Origin of the sequence: Chromobacterium sp. Beijing, from assembly GCF_021496765.1 — a bacterium.
Taxonomy (GTDB): domain Bacteria; phylum Pseudomonadota; class Gammaproteobacteria; order Burkholderiales; family Chromobacteriaceae; genus Chromobacterium.
Genome location: NZ_CP053750.1, coordinates 1,681,810 through 1,699,160, shown reverse-complemented (window position 1 = coordinate 1,699,160; position 17,351 = coordinate 1,681,810). Strand labels below are relative to the sequence as shown.

The window sequence follows — 17,351 nt, the reverse complement described above, 5'->3', positions numbered from 1 at the left end:
AGTCTGGATATTGAATTTGAATGCCAATTCAATAAGCCGCTGTTCTTATTGCCTGCTCAGACTCTCCTCAGTTTTCTTTTTCAAGCTTGGTTTTTTTATTTTTCAGTAATGGATTTACTAAAAAATAATGACTTTGGCATTGGTGTGTCAATAAAGATACATCATTAAAATCAATGACTTGCTTTGTTCTGCATATATTTTTCTCCAGATATGTGGAGGTAAATCAGTCAACTGCAAGAAAGCCCTAAGGAAACACTAAGATTTCAACGTCATAATTTTCCAAAACCGGATTTGACAGTTTCGGTTGTAAAGATTTTGTCAAGTTGAGATCGCGGTTTTGGATGTGGTTTGCGTAATAGGCAGCAGGCGCGTGCGGCGGTTCGCCGGACGCGAATTCGATCCAGGCTTTGCGTGCGGGACCGGATTTAAAGAAAGGCAGTCGACCCTGGCCGTGCGGCCGGCGATTGCGCTTCCCGGTTGGTGCGCGGCGGCAAGCGAATGATGCGAAACAGCAGGTTCACCGCGGGAGGAGCAATGAGCAAGACCGTAGCTAGCAGGATAGGACCGGGCACGGTGGATATCGCGATTGTGGGCATGGCCAGCCACTTTCCCGATGCGGCCACCTTGTACGATTTCTGGACCAATATCGTCGACAAGAAGGATTCCCTGACCGACATCGACCAGAAGAACGGCGATGAATACTGGCGCAAGGAAGACTATTACAGCGCGGACCCGAGCGCCGCCGACAAGACTTACGGCCATCGCGCCGGTTTCGTGCCGGCCATCGATTTCGATCCGGTGGAATTCAAACTGCCGCCGCTGATGCTGGAGTCCATCAGCACCGCGCAGATCTTCGCGCTGCACGTGGCCAAACAGGCGATGCTGGACGCCAGGCTGGTGGGCGAGGACGCCTTGCCGGTGGATAAAGACCGCGTGGGCGTGATCCTGGGCGGCGCCGGCAACGGCAACACTTCCTTCTCGCTGGCCTTCCGTCAGCAGGAGCCGTATCTGCGCAAGGTGCTGAACCACGCCGGCCTGCCCGGCGCGGTGGCCGACGAGGTCATCGACCGCGTCAACCATCTCTATCTGGAATGGAACGAGGACAGCTTCCCCGGCTTCCTCGGCAATGTCGCCTGCGGCCGCATCGCCAGCTACTTCGATCTGGGCGGCACCTCTTATATGGTGGACGCCGCTTGCGCCAGCAGCCTGGCCGCGATCAAGGCGGCGGTGGGCGAGCTGGTGGACGGCAGCTGCGACGTGGTGCTGACCGGCGGCGTCAACCTGGAAAACTCGATCTTCTCCTTCCTGTGCTTCAGCAAGACGCCGGCCCTGTCCAAGAGCAATCTGTCGCGGCCCTTCGACGAATCCTCGGACGGCATGATGCTGGGCGACGGCGTGGGCTTCCTGGTGCTCAAGCGCCTGGAAGACGCCGAGCGCGACGGCGATCGCGTTTACGCGGTGATCAAATCCTTGCAGGCCTCCAGCGACGGCCGCGCCAAGAGCATTTTCGCGCCGCGTCACGAAGGCCAGGTCAAGGCGATGCAACGCGCTTACGCGCGCGCCGGCATTTCTCCGGCCGAGATCCAGCTGGTGGAGGCGCACGGCACCGGAACCCAGTCCGGCGACGAGACCGAGATCAAGAGCTTGCGCGCGGTGTTCGAGGCCGGCGGCGCTCAGCCCGGCTCGGTGGCCATCGGCAGCGTCAAATCGCAGATCGGCCATACCCGTTGCGCCGCCGGCGCGGCGGCGATGATGAAGGCCGCGCTCGGCCTCTATCACAAGGTGTTGCCGCCCACCATCAACGTCAGCCAGCCCAGCCACGAACTGGCGGACAGCGCCAGCCCCTTCTACGTCAACATCGACAGCCGGCCCTGGCTGAGCCCGGTGGACGGCGCGCCGCGCCGCGCCGCCTTGAGCGCCTACGGCTTCGGCGGCACCAACTACCACGCCATCATGGAAGAGCATCAGGCGCGGCCGCAGGGCGATTTCCGCCTGAACCTGCGCCCGGAAGTGGTGCTGCTGCACGCGGACGGCCCGGAGCAGCTGCTGGCGCTGGCCGAGCACAAGCTGGATGCCTTCCGCGCCGAAGACGCCGGTTATCAGTTCCGTCTGCACCAAGGCGCGGCGGCGCGCGCGCCGGCCGCTTCCGCGCGCCTGGCCTTCGTCGCGGGCTCCGCCGAACAGGCGGCCGGCCTGCTGGACGAGGCGATCAAGCTGCTGCGGGCGCGGCCGGATCAGGACTGGGAACACCCGCTGGGCATTTACTACAAGCGCGAGGCGGCCCCGCTGGCCGGCCGCGTGGTGGCCTTGTTCCCCGGACAGGGCGCGCAGTACGTGAACATGGGCCGCGACATCGCCAACGATTACCCGGCGATGCGCGAAACCCTGGAAGGCCTGGACGCCGCGGCGCACGCCGACGGGCTGCCGCTGCCTTCGGCGGCGATTTTCCCGCCGCCGGCCTTCGACGCGGAGACGGCGGACCGCCAGATGGCGGAGCTGACCCAGACCCGCACCGCGCAGCCGGCGATAGGCGCGATCAGCGCCGGCTACTACAAGCTGCTGCGCGGTCTGGGCCTGCGGCCGGACTTCCTGGCCGGCCACAGCTACGGCGAGGTGACCGCTCTGTGGGCCGCCGGCGTCTTGAGCGACGAGAACTTCTACCGCGCCTCGCTGGCGCGCGGCGCGGCGGTGGCCAGCCCGGTGCCGGGCGGCGAGCCGGGCGCGATGCTGGCGGCCTCGCTGCCGGAGAGCGAAGCCAGCGCGGTGCTGGAGCGCTTCCCGGAGCTGGTGGTGGCCAATTACAACTCGCAGCAGCAACTGGTGTTCGGCGGCGCCGGCGACATCATCCGCCAGGCCCATGAGTTCCTGAACGAGCGCAAGGTGCGCAGCCAGGTGCTGGCGGTGTCGGCGGCCTTCCACACCGACTTCGTGCGCCACGCTTGCGCGCCGTTCGAGGCCAGCCTGGCCGGGATTCCGTTCCAGGCGCCGCAAGCCGCGGTGTATTCCACCGCCAGCGGCGAGCGCCACGCCGACGACCCGGCCAAGATCAAGCAGTCCTTGATCGGCCAACTGGTCAGCCCGGTGCGCTTCCAGCAAACCATTGAACGCATTCATCAGCAGGGCGGTTATCTCTTCGTCGAGATCGGCCCCAAGGGCATTCTGGGCAAGCTGGTGGCGGACATCCTCAAGGACAAGCCGCACGCGGTGGTGTCGCTGAACCCCAGCGCCAACGGTGAGGAAGCCCTGCAATTCAAGCGCGCGCTGGCGCGGCTGGCGGTGGAGGGGGTGGAGCTGAGCTCCACCGATCCGCAGGCGGCGCTGCCGCTGGCGACGGCGCCCAAGAAAAAGGCGCTGACTTACACAATGAGCGGCGGCTTCTTCTACTCGGAGAAAGCCAAGCAGCGACGCGCGCATGCCATGCGCAAGGATACGCGCGTCATCGACGCCTTCATCGACGAGCGGCTCGCCGCCAGCTCGCCGCCGCGGGCGCCGGAGACGGAGCGGGATAGTACGGTAGTGGTGGAAACTTTGGTCGACAACAGGGACGACATGGTGTGGCTGGAGCCGGTCCATGTCATAAGCGGAGAGGGAATCATGCAACGCAGTAGCTCGGACAACGAAGTATTGAGCGTATTGGACGCGCAAATCCAGGCGCAGAACATGCTCAGCCAGGTGCACCAGCAGTTCCAGCTGAATCAGAAGGACTACATTCAGCTGCTGGACTCGCTGATGAACAAGCAATACACCTTGCTGGAGAAATTCCAGGGCAGCCAGCAACTGACGGAAGTGGTGGCCAGCCTGGGCCAGAGCCTGCAGCTGCTGGACAAGAACCAGGAGCTCTACCACGTCAACCACGAACATTATTTCGACAACCAGCAAGCTTTGCTGGGCGCCGACGTCGCCGCCCGCGGCGGCCAGGTGGCCGCTCGCCTGCAACAGCGCGCGCCGCTGGAAGTGAGCTTGCCGACGCCGCGCGCCGCGGTGGAATTGCCGGCGGCCGCGCCCCTGGCTCAGCCCGCCGCCGCCCCCGCCGCCCCGGCGCCTCAAGTGAGCGCGGTGCAGGCGCCCAAGCCGACGCTGCAGGAGATTCCGCAAGCAGCCGCTCCGGTCGCGCCGGCCCCGGTAGCCGCGCCCGCTCCGGCAGCCGCCGCGCCCGCCGCCGCGATCAGCGCCGAGGACCAGGCCCTGATCCAGCGCTTCGAAGCCTTGACCGAGGCCGACCTGATCAAGCAACTGATCGCCATCGTCAGCGACCGCACCGGCTACCCGGCCGACATGATCAATGAAGACATGGATCTGGAAGCCGACCTGGGCATCGATTCGATCAAGCGCCTGGAAATCTTCGGCGCCATGTTCGACCAACTGTCCGCCGAAGTGCCGCACTTCCAGGACATGGAAAAACAGAAGGACATGGAAACCTTCGACATCGACGCCTTCAGCAACATCCGCAAGATGGGCGGCTTCTTCAAGCAGACCATCTCCGAACTGCTGACCGAGCTGAAGCAGGGCGGCGCCGCCGCGCCGGCCGCGGAAGCCGCTCCGGCGCCGGAGGCCGCGCCGGCCCCGGTCTCCAGCGAGCCCGCCTTGCACGAAACCCCGGCGGCGGAGGCCAAGCCTTTGCGTCAGCTGGGCGTGGTGTCGTCCACCAAGAAACTGGTGTCCGACGTTGCCGTGGAGGACTCCGCAGCAAAAAAATCCCTAGCTGAGCCCCGGGAGACGGCATCTGCCCTCGCTCAGCAATCCCCTGTAAGTGATGCCCATACGGTAGCCGCGTCCATCCATCGTTTTCAGGCGCGGAAACAAGCTTTGCCCAAGCCGGACCTGCTGGAGCTGGCCGCCGGCCGGCTCTGGCTGCTGACCGACGACGGCAAGGGTTTAAGCGAAGAAGTGGCCAAACAGCTGCTGGCCCACGGCCAGCAGGTGGCGCGGCTGGTGTTCAAGTGGCAGCAGGCCAAGGGCCAGCGCAAGGCGATCAAGCACGTCAACGACTACGTGCTGGAACGCGCCGACGAGCTGGCGCTGGAAGACGTGCTGTCGCGGATCGCGGTGGCCGAAGGCCAGGTGGGCGGCTTCATCCACCTGCAAGCGCCGGCCGGCAACGTCAAATCACTGGCCAACGCCTTCGCCGCGGCCGAGTACGACACCGCTCAGGCCTTGTTCCTGCTGGCCAAGCTGCTGCAGCCCTCGCTGACGCAGCCCGGCCTCGGCCGCGCCTGCTTCTTCGTGGCCAGCCAGCTGGACGGCGAACTGGGCACCGCCCGGCGCGCCGCCTTCCCGGTGGCCGCCGCCGGCGTCAGCGGCCTGTGCAAGGCCTTGAACATCGAGTGGGAAGACGTGTTCTGCCGCAGCGTGGATTTCGATCCCAAGTGCGGCAAGAGCGCCATCGCCGTGATGTTGCTGGAAGAGCTGCGCGACGTGCAGTCCGACGTGGCCGAAGTGGGCCGCGGCGTCAAGGGCGAGCGGATGACGCTGGGCTTCGAGGCGGCGCCGACCGATCCGCAGGCCGTGGCCGGCATCGACGCCAAGACTGTGTTTCTGGTCACCGGCGGCGCGCGCGGCATCACCGCCGAGTGCGTGATCGCGCTGGCCAAGCGTTATCCGGCCCGCTTCGCGCTGCTGGGCCGCACCCGCATCGACGCGCCGCTGCCGGAATGGGCGGAGGGCGGCGGCGAAGTGGCCGAGCTCAAGGCGCGCGCCATCCGTCATCTGCAACAGCAGGGCGAGACGGTGACCCCGGTCAAGGTGGACGCCTTGCTCAAGGAACTGCTGCAACTGGCCGAGGTGCGCGACACCATCGCCCGGATCGAGCAGGCCGGCGGCCAGGCCATCTATCTGGCTTGCGACATCGGCGACGCCAAGGACGTGGCGCGGGCGGCGGCGGAAGCGCAGCGGCAGCTGGGCCCCATCCGCGGCATCATCCACGGCGCCGGCAACCTGGCGGACAAGCGCATCGAGAAAAAGACCCCGGCCGATTTCCGCTCGGTGTTCCACACCAAGGTGAAAGGGCTGGAGAACCTGCTGGCGGCGGTCAAGCCGGACGGCTTGCGTCATCTGGTGCTGTTCTCCTCGGTGTCGGGCTTCTTCGGCAACGCCGGCCAGACCGATTACGCGATGGCCAACGACGCGCTGAACAAGTTCGCCTATCTGTACCAGACCCTGTACCCGAAACAGCAGGTGCGCAGCATCAACTGGGGTCCGTGGGACAGCGGCATGGTCAACGACGTGCTGAAGAAGGCCTACGCCGACCGCGGCCTGGCCATCATCCCCACCGCCGTGGGCGCGCAGTTCTTCGTCGACGAGTTCGCCGCCGGCCTGGTGCCGCAGGTGATCGTGGGCGGCGGGAGCTACAAGGTGGGGCGCAAGCAGAAGACCCTGCCGGCGCTGACCCGGGTGGAGCGCGAGCTGGACCCGGCCGTCAACGGCTTCCTGGGCGATCACGTGGTGGGCGGACAGCCGGTGCTGCCGGCCACCGCCGCGGCCGGCTGGATGGTGCAGCTGTGCGAAGACCTGCTGCCCGGCTATCGGCTGGAGACGCTGACGGACTTCCGCGTGCTCAAGGGCGTGGTGTTCGACGCCGGCGAACAGCGGCGCTTCATCGCCGAACTGCGGCCGGTGGCCGAAGCCGGCGGCAACGGGGACCGCCACACGCTGGAGGTGAGCATCTTCAACCAGGTGGACGGGGCCGCGCTGAACCGCTACCAGGCGCGGGTGACCATGAGCCGGCTGGCGGCGGAAGCGCCGCTGGACGGGCCCAAGGCGCCGGCGGGCGAGCCGCTGGAGCATGCGCCGCTGTACGGCGACATGCGCGACGGCGCCTGGCTGTTCCACGGCCCGGCCTTCCGCGGCGTGCAGTCCTTGTTCCGTCTCGACGGCCAGGGCTTGCAAGCCGGCGGTAGGCTGGCCGCCGCGGGCGGACAGGGGCAGTTCCCGGTGAACTCCTTCAACCCCTACCTGGCGGACGTGGCTTTGCAAACGCCGCTGATCTGGCTGATGTCGCAGTCGGACAAGGCGGGGCTGCCGCTGCAGATCGCCGAGTGGCGGCAGTACGCGCCGCTGGCTTTCGACCAGGCCTTCTATCTGAGCATGGCGGTCACGGCGCAAACCGCGACCACTCTGCTGGCCGACGTCACCGTCCACGGCGCCGACGGCAAGGTGTACAGCAAGCTGTCCGGCTTGCAGTTCACCGTGTCGAAGAAGCTGCGGCAGCTGATGTGCGACCCGGAGGCCAGCGTGGCGGTGTGACGCGAGCAAGGCTGCGCCTGCGGGCGCAGCCGGTCCGGAGCGCGGCGACGCGTTCCGGCCATACAGCCGAGGCGCGGCGGCGGAAGGTCCGCCTTGCCGCCGCCGCACTCGAAATCGGCCCGCGCCGGTTCAATCCTGATCCCGCGCCGCCGCCCGCCGCCTCAACAACGGCCGGCGGCGGAGGGGGACGGTTGCGCCCAAGGTTTGGGAATGTTGGCTCTACTTTAGGCATGAATGCACTATGGAAGAAATCGCCATTATCGGATTAGGCTGCCTGTTTCCAGGCGCCGAAACGCCAGAACAGTACTGGCGCAACCTGCTGGAGCGGCGGGATTGCACCTCGGAATTGAGCCGGGAAGAGCTGGGCGTGGACCCGGCGTTGTATCGCCACCCGGTGCCGGGCACCGCGGACAAGATCGCCTACAACAAGAACGGCCATGTGCGCGGCTTCAAGCTGGACGCCGGCCGCTACCGCCTGCCGGCCGCGCAGCTGGAAGCGCTGGACCCCTTGTTCCAATGGACGCTGTACGCGGCGGAACAGGCTTTGATCGACGCCGGCCAGGGTACCGATCAGGGTGTGGGCCACAGCGCCGAGGCGCTGGAGCGCTGCGGCCTGATCATCGGCAATATCGGCATGCCCACGCACGCCGGCAAGAAGCTGCTCAACGGTTTCTACCAAGGCATCCTGGAACCCTACGTCCAGGAACTGCTGCAACGCGACGATTTCCATTTCCGCCAGCCCTGGCAGGCGGAAGGCTTGTCCGATCTCAATCTGATGACCGGCAGCCACAACGCCACGCTGGCGGCCCAGGCGCTGGGCCTGGCCGGCCCCAGCTTCGCGCTGGACGCGGCTTGCGCCTCCGCGCTGTACGCCATCCGCGTGGCCAGCTACTACCTGCAAAGCGGCAAGGCCGACCTGATGCTGGCCGGCGCGGTCTGCCACGCCGACCACATCTACATCGATCACGGCTTCAATGTGTTGCAGGCTTTCCCGGCCGACGGCCAGTCAGTGCCGTTCGACCGCAACTCCCAGGGCCTGAAGGCCGGCGAGGGCGCCAGCGTGATCGCGCTCAAGCGCTACGCCGACGCGGTGCGCGACAAGGACCGCATCTACGGCGTGATTGAATCCATCGGCCTGTCCAACGACGGCGGCGCCAAGCACATCCTGGTGCCCGACCTCAACGGCCAGCTGCTGTCGCTGAAGCGCGCCTACGACGGCGTGGACAAGAACATCGATTATCTGGAATGCCACGCCACCGGCACCCCGGTGGGCGATCAGGTGGAGCTGGGCTCGGTGGAGACCTTCTTCGCCGACCAGGCGCAGCGGCCGCTGATCGGCGCCAACAAGGGCAATATCGGCCATATGCTGACCGCCTCCGGCATGGCCAGCATCCTCAAAGTGCTGCTGGCGATGCGCAGCGGCGTGATCCCGCCGACGCTGAACGTGGAAGACATGGTCAGCACTCCGGGCGGCCAGCTGGACATCCGCCACGTGGTGCGCGACACCACGCCGTGGCCGCAGCGCGGCCAGGCCAAGCGCGCCGGCATCAACGCCTTCGGCTTCGGCGGCGTCAACGGCCACATGGTGCTGCGCGAACACCGCGCCGACGCGCCGGTGACCGCCTGGCCGCAGCTGCCGGCCGAACAACAAAGCCTGGCCATCGTGGGCGTGGGCGTGGCGCTGGCGGACACTGAAACCCCGGACGCCCTGTTGCGGACGGTGGCCGAGGGCCGCAGCCACTTCCGCCCGCTGCCGCGCACCCGCTGGCTGGGCCTGGAGCGGCGCGCCGACGTGCTGGGCGCGCGCGGCTACCGTCAGGCGCCGGCCGGCGCCTATATCGAGCAGTTCGACTTCGACTGCAAGCGCTTCAAGCTGCCGCCCAAGGTGGTGGGCAGCCATCTGCTGTCGCATTTGTTCCTGATGCCCATCGCCGAGCGCGCCTTCTACGACGCCGGCTACCAGCTGGACGGCCACAAGCGCAATATCGCCGTCATCGTCGCCGGCGACGTCGACTACAGCTGCTCGCGCTATCAGGCGCGCAACGAGATGGCCTGGCAGGTGCGCGACAGCCTGGCGCACAGCGGCATCTCGCTGAGCGAGGCGCAGACCGCGGCGCTGGAAACCATCGTCAAGGACAGCCTGTTCCCGGAGCCGTATCCGGAAGGCATCACCGGCGGCATCGGCAATGTGGTGGCCAGCCGCATCGCCGCCCATCTGAAGCTGGACGGCCCGGCCTTCTCGCTGTGCGCGCATGAAAACGCCGCCTTCAAGGCGATAGAACTGGCGCAGTTCATGTTGTCCGAGCAATTGGTGGACGCGGTCATCGTCGCCGGCGGCAGCTTCGCCGGCGGTCTGGAAAACGTCTTGTGGGCGCCGCGCCGCGGCGCCGGCCATGTCGACGCGCCGGTGGGCGAGGGCGGCGGCGTGGTGGTGCTCAAGCGCGAGCAGGCGGCCTTGGAAGCCAAGGACCGCGTCTACGCGGTGATGCGCGGCCTGGCCATCGGCCACGCCTGCGGCGACAGCACCGAGTTTCAACCGGCGGCGGACGCGGTGGCGCGCTCGGCGGCGGCGGCCTTGCGCCAGGCCGGCGCGGATCCGGCGTCGGTGGGCTATCTGGAGCTGAGCGGCGGCGCGCTGGCCAGCGACAATCAGGTGGAAATCGACGGCTTGTCCCGGGTCTACCGCGACAGCGGCGTCGCCGCCGGCTCGGTGGCCGCCAACTACGGCCAACTGGCCTCGGCCCAGGGCATCGTCAGCGTGATCAAGGCCGCGCTCTGCCTGCATCGCCGGCAGCTGCCCGGCGCGGCGGCGCTGGCCGCCTATCCGGAGGCCGCGCTGCGCGCCGTGTTCCGCGCCGGAGAAACCAGCGCGGCCTGGCCGGCGCCGGCCGGCGGTCTGCGGCTGGCGGCGGTCAACAGTCTGGGCCTGGACCGCGGCTACGCCCATATGATTCTGCAAGAGCCCGGCGAGGCCAATCGCCTGGAAGCCAGAACGCCGACGCCGCCGCAGACGGGCGGTCCGGCCCTGGTCGCCACCGTGCACACCGGCCGCGAACACACCATCGCCGAGATGATCGTCAACGAGGCCAACCGCGCGCTGTTCGGCGACGTCAAGCCCTGGCGGCGTCCGCAGCCGGCGGCGGAAGCCGCGCAGCCGCAGCCGGCCGCCGCGGCGCCGGCCGACAGCGAAGCGCCGGTCTTGCAAAGGCAGCACAGCCGTCAGGCGCAGACCCAGCTCAGCTATCTGCAGGCCGAGCAGCGTTTCTACCAGCGCATCGCGCAACTGCTGGGCGCCGGCGCGCCGGCCGGCCAGCGCCGCGCGGCCAAGCCCAAGGCCGCGGCGCCGGTGCCGCCGCGCCCGCGTCCGCTGTTCGACGAAGCGCAGCTGGTGGAGCTGACCGACGGCTCCATCGCCAAGGTCTTGGGCCCGGATTACGCCGAGGCCGACAGCTACCCGATCCGCACCCGCATGCCGTCGCCGCCGTATATGTTCGCCTCGCGCATCACCGCGCTGTCGGCGCAGCCGGGCAAGCTGGAGCCGTGCTTCATCGAGTGGGAATACGATCTGCACCCCGACGCCTGGTACGTGTCCGACGGCCTGGTGCCGGCCTTCGTGTCGCTGGAAGCCTCGCACGCGATGATCGTCGCCTTCACCTATATCGGCTGCGACCAGCTGTTCAAGGGCCAGCTGCGCTACCGGGCGGTGGACAGCCAGACCACGGTCTACGGTCCCTTGCCCAAGGCCGGCGAAGTGCTGCGCGGACGGGTCAACATCAAGTCCTTCCTCAAGGTGGGCAAGAACGTGCTGATCGCCTACGAGTATCTGTGCTACGTCGGCGATAGGCTGAGCTTCAAGCTGGAGGCCAATTCCGGCTTCTTCCTGCCCAAGGACATCGAAAAATCCAAGGGGGTCAACACCGCGCCCTATCTGAAAGCCGGCCAGCCGGCCGAGCCGTTCCAGCCGCCGCTGCGCTGCGGGCGCGCGTCCTTCGACAATAGCCATATCGAGGCCTTGCAGCGCGGCGATTTCGTCGCCTGCTTCGGCGACGCCGCCTACGCCGCGTCGCGCGCGCCGCGCTTGTACGCGCCGGCCGCCAAGATGCTGGACCGGGTGGTGTCCATCTCCGCCTCCGGCGGCGCCTTCGGCCTGGGCGAGGCGGTGGCCGAACGCGACATCGACCCCAGCCACTGGGTGTTCCGCGCCCACTTCAAGAACGACCCGGTGATGCCCGGCACCTTCCTGGTGGAAGGCTGCGAGCAACTGGTCAAGTTCTACCTGTGCTACCTGGGGCTGTATTCGCTGCCGGGCATGGTGCCGCACGCGCTCAGCCCGCACAGCTACAGCGCCAAGTTCCGCGGCGAAGTGAAGTGCGAGGCCGACACCCTGCGTTACCGGCTCACCTGCAAATCCATCCACTGCGACTACCAGGCCGACGGCCAGCTGGAGCGGATGGCGCTGGTCTTCCTCGCGGAGATCATCTACCGCGGCAACGTCATCGGTATGTGCGACAACCTAGGCGCCGGCTTCAGCCGAGCGCCGGCAGCGGCGGACGCTTCGGCGCCGGCGCTGACAGCGATAGAGGCATGAATGAACCAAGACAAGCTTTGCGTGGCGCCGCGCTTTGCGGCCCCGGTGTACAAATGGCAGGGCCATGCCGGCAAGTTCCAGCAGACGCCGGAGCAGGCCCAGGCCCAGTTGCTGGACCTGGCGCGGCCGCTGCACGTGCTGCGCCAGCAGGATGCGGTGCTGCTGGAACCGGCCGGCGGCCTGGCCGGCAACGGCCAGGTGGATTGCCTGGGCATGGTGCCGGCGATGTTGCCGGAGTACTTCGGCGATCCGTCCTTCCTGCGTGACTACGGCGTGCGCTTCGCCTATTACGCGGGCGCCATGGCCGGCGGCATCAACTCCGAGGACATGGTGATCGCGCTGGGTTCGCGCCGCATCCTCAGCGCCTTCGGCGCCGGCGGCCTGACGCTGGAGCGCATCGGCAGCGCCATCCGCCGCATCAAGCAGGCGCTGCCCAACGGCCCGTACGCGATCAACCTGCTGCACAACCCCAGCCAGCCGGACTGGGAGATGAACTGCGTCAAGCTGTTCATCGAACAGGACGTCAAGGTGGTGGAGGCCTCGGCCTACGTCAATCTGTCCGCCGCCATCGTCTACTACCGGGTCAAGGGCCTGGAGGCCGGCGACAAGGGCGCGGTGATCCGCCGCAACCGCGTGATCGCCAAGGTGTCGCGCCGCGAAGTGGCGCAGCATTTCCTCAGCCCGGCGCCGGAGAAGATCGTGCGCAAGCTGCTGGCCGACGGCCTGATCAGCGAGCGCCAGGCGGAGTTGGCCAAGAAAGTGCCGATGGCCGACGACATCACCGTGGAAGCGGATTCCGGCGGCCACACCGACAACGGCCTGCTCAGCTGCATCTTCCGCTCCATCGCGGAGCTGCGCGACGAAATCTGCGCCGGCCAGGGCTATCCCTTCACCGTGCGCGTCGGCGCCGCCGGCGGCATCGGCAGCCCGCACGCCACGCTGGCGGCGTTCTCGCTGGGCGCCGCCTACGTGGTCACCGGCTCCATCAACCAGGCCTGCGTCGAAGCCGGCACCTCGGACCCTGTCAAGCAATTGCTGGGCAAGGCCAAGATCGCCGACATGGCGATGGCGCCGTCCGCCGATATGTTCGAACTGGGCGCCAAGGTGCAGGTGCTCAAGGCGGCAGCATGTACGCGGTGCGCGCGCAGAAGCTGCACGGCCTGTACAAGCAGTACCCCGGCCTGGAACAGATCCCGGCCGCCGAAGTGGCCAGCCTGGAACAGCAGGTGTTCCGTCAGCCGCTGGCCCAGGTATGGGCCGACACCGAGGCCTTCTTCGCCGGCCGCGGCAACCAGGCGCTGATAGACGCCGCCAACGCCAACCCCAAGAAAAAGATGGCGCTGCTGTTCCAGTGGTATCTGGGCCAGTCCTCGCGCTGGGCGATCTCCGGCGCGGCCGAGCGCGCGGTCGATTACCAGATCTGGTGCGGCGCGGCGATGGGCGCGGCCAACGAGTGGCTGCAAGGCAGCGAGCTGGCGCCGGTGGCCAAGCGCAAGGTGGCCGACATCGCGGTGGAGCTGATGGCCGGCGCCGCCTACCTGAGCCGCGTGGCGGCCTTGCGCCAGCTGGGCGTCCTGACGCCGCAGCGGCTGGAGCGTTACCGCCCGCTCAGCGCCCGCATGACGGCGCTGGACGAAGACGATATCGGACCCGAACCCGAATTGAATGACATCCCGTCATCAACCGTAGCACCAACCGTAGCATCACAGGGCAAGCAAGAGGAGAGCAGGAATATGGAAGGCAATACCAAGCTGTCGCTGATCAAGTCCAAGGATTTTTACAAGCAATGCTGGGAGCTGCTGCCGGGCGGCACCCATTACAACTTCGGCGACCCGGAACGGCCGCTGGTGGTGCCGTTCAATCGCGGCCGCAACTCCCGGGTCTGGGATCTGGACGGCAATGAACACCTGGACCTGTTCTGCAAATTCGGCGCGCTCTTCGTCGGCCACCACAACGAGGCTTACAACGAAGCGCTGATCCGCTACATGCAGAAAGTGACCTCGGTGGACACTTGCGACCTGGAAGTCGAAGTCTGCGAACTGATGGTCAAGCACATCCCTTGCGCCGAGATGATCCGCTTCTGCCTGAGCGGCACCGAGGCGGTGCAGAACGCGCTGCGCCTGGCGCGCGGCTTCACCGGCAAGCAGCGCTTCATCCGCTTCCACGGCCACTACCACGGCAACGCCGACAACATCATGGGCGGCCGCAAGCGCCAGGACCTGAGCTTCCCGGTGCCGGAAACCTTCAAGGGCGACCTGCTGGACACCCTGGGCCGCGCCGACGGCGCGCTGGAAGACCAGTCCTTCATGCTGCCGTGGAACGACATCCAGGTGCTGGAAGCCACCATCGAGCGCTACCACAATGAAATCGCCGCGGTGCTGATGGAGCCGATCTGCGTCAACGGCGGCGGCATCTTCCCGCGCGAAGGCTATCTGGAGCGCGCCAAGGAAATCTGCGAGAAGTACAACATCGTGCTGATCTTCGACGAGATCATCACCGGCGTGCGTCTGGGCCTGTCCGGCGCCCAGGGCATCCTCGGCGTCACCCCGCACCTGTCCACCTTCGGCAAGGCGCTGGGCGGCGGCTCGATGCCGATCTCCGCCATCGCCGGCCGTCGCGACATCATGGACCTCTACACCCGCGGCAAGGTGATCCACGCCGGCACCTTCAACGGCTACCCGCTGGGCCTGGCCGCGATCAAGAGCACCTTCGAGCTGATCGAACAGGACCCGGGCTGCTACGAGCGCATGGGCCGCTTCACCGAGCAGATCTCCGACACCTTCATCAAGGCCGCTCACGCCAACGATCTGCCGCTGGTGGTGCAGGGCATGCCCACCGCGCTGGTCTACCACTCGCAGGACACCATGGTGGACCGCTCCGAGGGCTACAGCGACAAGGTCAAGTTCTGCGACATCATCATCCGCGAGATCTCCAAGCGCTACGGCATCCAGTTCTCGCCGCTGTCGCGGATCTACTCCAACCTGCTGATGAACCAGGACGACGTGCGCTTCTTCGAAGAACGCATCTTCGACGCCATGGCCAACGCCCGCAAAGTGATCGACATCGCCTTCAAGGAAGGAGAGGTGGCGTGACCCGGCAAGTCGCCGTCGTCACCGGCGCGGCCGGCGGCTTCGGCAGCGCCATCGTCAAGTCGCTGCTGGAAGTGGGCTACGCGGTGGCGGCCACCGATGTGGACGCCGCCGCGCTGGAGCAGCTGGGCCGGGAGCTGGATTGCCCGGACAGCCTGCGCGGCTTCGTGATGGACGTGACCGACCCCGACAGCGTGGACGCCGCCAGCGCCGCCATCGTCGAGCGCATGGGCGCCAACATCACGGTGCTGGTCAACAACGCCGGCGTCATCGGCCGCGGCTACTGCATGGCGGAAAAAAGCGGGGAACTGGCGAGACGGGTGTTCGACGTCAACCTCAACGGCGCCTTCAACGCCACCGCGGTGTTCTCCCGCCACATGGCGCGGCTGAAGTACGGCCGCATCATCAACATCGCCTCCGTGGCCGGCATCTGGGGCGCGGCCGGCGGGTCGGCGTACGCGGCGTCCAAGGCCGGCCTGATCAAGGCGTCTGAGTCCTGGGCGCGGGAGCTGGGGCCGTTGAACATCAGCGTCACCGCGATTGCGCCGGGCATCTGCAAGACCAAGATGCTGGGCCAGTTCGTCGACCGTCAGATGGTGGAGCAGTCCGACGAGGCCATCGTCAAGTCCATCGTGCCGGTGGGGCGCTGGGGGCTGCCGGAGGACATCGCCGAGGTGGTCACCTTCCTGGCCACCTGCAAGACCAACTATCTGAACGCCACCGTCATTCCGCTGGATGGAGGCATGCGGGTAGGAACCTTGTAAGAACGTGTTTGCGATCTGCCGCGTGTCGGCGGGATGGATAGAAATGGGCGTTGAAACCAAGCTCAAAATGCTCATGTGCCACGAGTACATTCCGCTTTTTCGCTCGTTTTCGCCTTGTCTCGCCTTAGCTCGCGAGATCGTAAACAGGTTCTGCCGCATAGCGTGACAGGGGCCGGCCGCGCCGGCCCCCGACTGGAACCAAACCAAATTCAGAGGTGAAGTCATGGATTACCGAGCCAAGACCAGCGTCAAGAACATCGTGCTGACCGGCCCCACCGGCGTGCTGGGCGGCCGTTTGCTGCAGGAAATACTGGCCACCACCGACGCCAACGTGTATTGCGTGGTGCGGGCCGAGAACAAGGACGCCGCGCGCGCCCGCATCGAAGACGTGCTGTATTGCTACGACGAGGGCCGCAAACTGGCCACCGAAGCCTGGCGCATCATCCCGGTGCTGGGCGACATCAGCCAGCCCATGCTGGGCCTGGACGCCAGCGCCTACCGCGACCTGGCTCATCTGGCGGACCTGGTGCTGCATTGCGCCGCCAACGTCAGCCTGGTGGCCTCCTACAACAAGATCGCCCCGGTCAACGTGGGCGGCACCGCCAACCTGATCGAACTGTGCCTGGCCGGCAAGGCCCCGCTGGTGTTCACCTCCAGCTTCAGCATGGTGGGCGACAAGCTGTACCAGCCGGACTTCGTGCTGCGCGAAACCGATCTGGACGTGGGCCAGGGCTTCGTCAACATGGACTACGAACGCTCCAAATTCACCGCCGAGCGCATGGTGCACGAGGCCGGCGAGCGCGGCCTGGATTGGGTCATCGTGCGTCCGGGCAATATCTGGGGCGACAGCCGGACCGGCTGCTACCCGCTGAAGCAGACCAAGGTCAAGGGCATCTACTACGAAATGCTCAAATCGCTGGTGGAAACCGGCCTGACCTTCGCCTCGGACGAAGCCTTCGACATCTCCCCGGTGGACTACGTGGCCCAGGCCACGCTGTTCGCGGCGATGAATCTGCAGTCCAGCAATCGTCGCACCTACAACCTGACCAATCCGCGTCCGATCAACTACGACGGCATCGTCGCCCGCCTGCGCGGCTACGGCTACACCCTGCGCGACGTATCGTCCAAGGACTACTTCGAAGCGCTGCAGGAAGGCCGCATGCACCGCGGCGGCACCGGCTACCGCTCCACCTTCACCGATCTGATGGCCATCTTCTACGACGGCAGCGATTGCAAGGAGCACGCCAAGTACGACACCAGCGAGATCCAGGAGCTGCTGGCCAACACCGACATCCGCTGCCCGGACTCGGACCAGGCCTTGTTCGGCCGCTATCTGGACTACGCCTGCAAGGTGGGTTTCCTGAACGCTCCGGCGGAGCAGACCCCGCTGGCGGAAATCAAGCGTCACACCAGCATGGCCGGCGGCTATATGGAGAGCTTGTACGACGCCGACCTGAGCGACGCGGCGGCGGTGCGCTGAGATGCTGGCCGACGAGGAAGCGCTGATCGAAGCGCCGGGGGCGCTCGAAAAACCGTCGCGAGCGGTTCGAGAGCAAGACGCACCGCGCGCAGCGACCGAGATAGTACAAGGAGTACAGCGAGGGAGGGAGCACGGAGCAACGCAGCTATCGGACGGCGCAGCAGGTTTTTCGAGGTCCCCACCGGTCG

The 17,351-nt window shown here is 66.7% G+C and carries 6 protein-coding genes; all 6 read left to right on the top strand.

All coding sequences use genetic code 11. The features are described 5' to 3' along the window. The first annotated feature begins 534 nt into the window (after positions 1-534). The 6 genes from HQN78_RS08005 (at position 535) to HQN78_RS07980 (ending at position 17,163) form a co-directional block, all read left to right on the top strand. Positions 535-7,242, top strand: coding sequence for a type I polyketide synthase (locus HQN78_RS08005; RefSeq protein ID WP_235088886.1), 6,708 nt, complete (start codon positions 535-537; stop codon positions 7,240-7,242). 241 nt (positions 7,243-7,483) lie between these two features. After that, positions 7,484-11,830 (top strand): beta-ketoacyl synthase N-terminal-like domain-containing protein, encoded by a 4,347-nt coding sequence (locus HQN78_RS08000; RefSeq protein ID WP_235088880.1) that lies wholly within the window; start codon positions 7,484-7,486, stop codon positions 11,828-11,830. After that, positions 11,831-13,132: a nitronate monooxygenase gene (locus tag HQN78_RS07995; RefSeq protein ID WP_235088879.1), complete on the top strand. Its 1,302-nt coding sequence runs from the start codon at positions 11,831-11,833 to the stop codon at positions 13,130-13,132. Further along, on the top strand, positions 13,036-14,922 hold the full coding sequence (locus HQN78_RS07990; protein WP_370646605.1) for an aminotransferase class III-fold pyridoxal phosphate-dependent enzyme: 1,887 nt from the start codon (positions 13,036-13,038) through the stop codon (positions 14,920-14,922). Before HQN78_RS07995 ends, HQN78_RS07990 begins: the two co-directional genes overlap by 97 nt. Then, positions 14,919-15,683 carry an SDR family NAD(P)-dependent oxidoreductase gene (locus HQN78_RS07985; protein WP_107799358.1) on the top strand — a complete coding sequence of 255 codons (765 nt, stop codon included), beginning with the start codon at positions 14,919-14,921 and terminating at the stop codon, positions 15,681-15,683. Before HQN78_RS07990 ends, HQN78_RS07985 begins: the two co-directional genes overlap by 4 nt. A 223-nt stretch (positions 15,684-15,906) precedes the next feature. Then, positions 15,907-17,163, top strand: coding sequence for a thioester reductase domain-containing protein (locus HQN78_RS07980; RefSeq protein WP_107799357.1), 1,257 nt, complete (start codon positions 15,907-15,909; stop codon positions 17,161-17,163). Positions 17,164-17,351 lie beyond the last annotated feature (188 nt).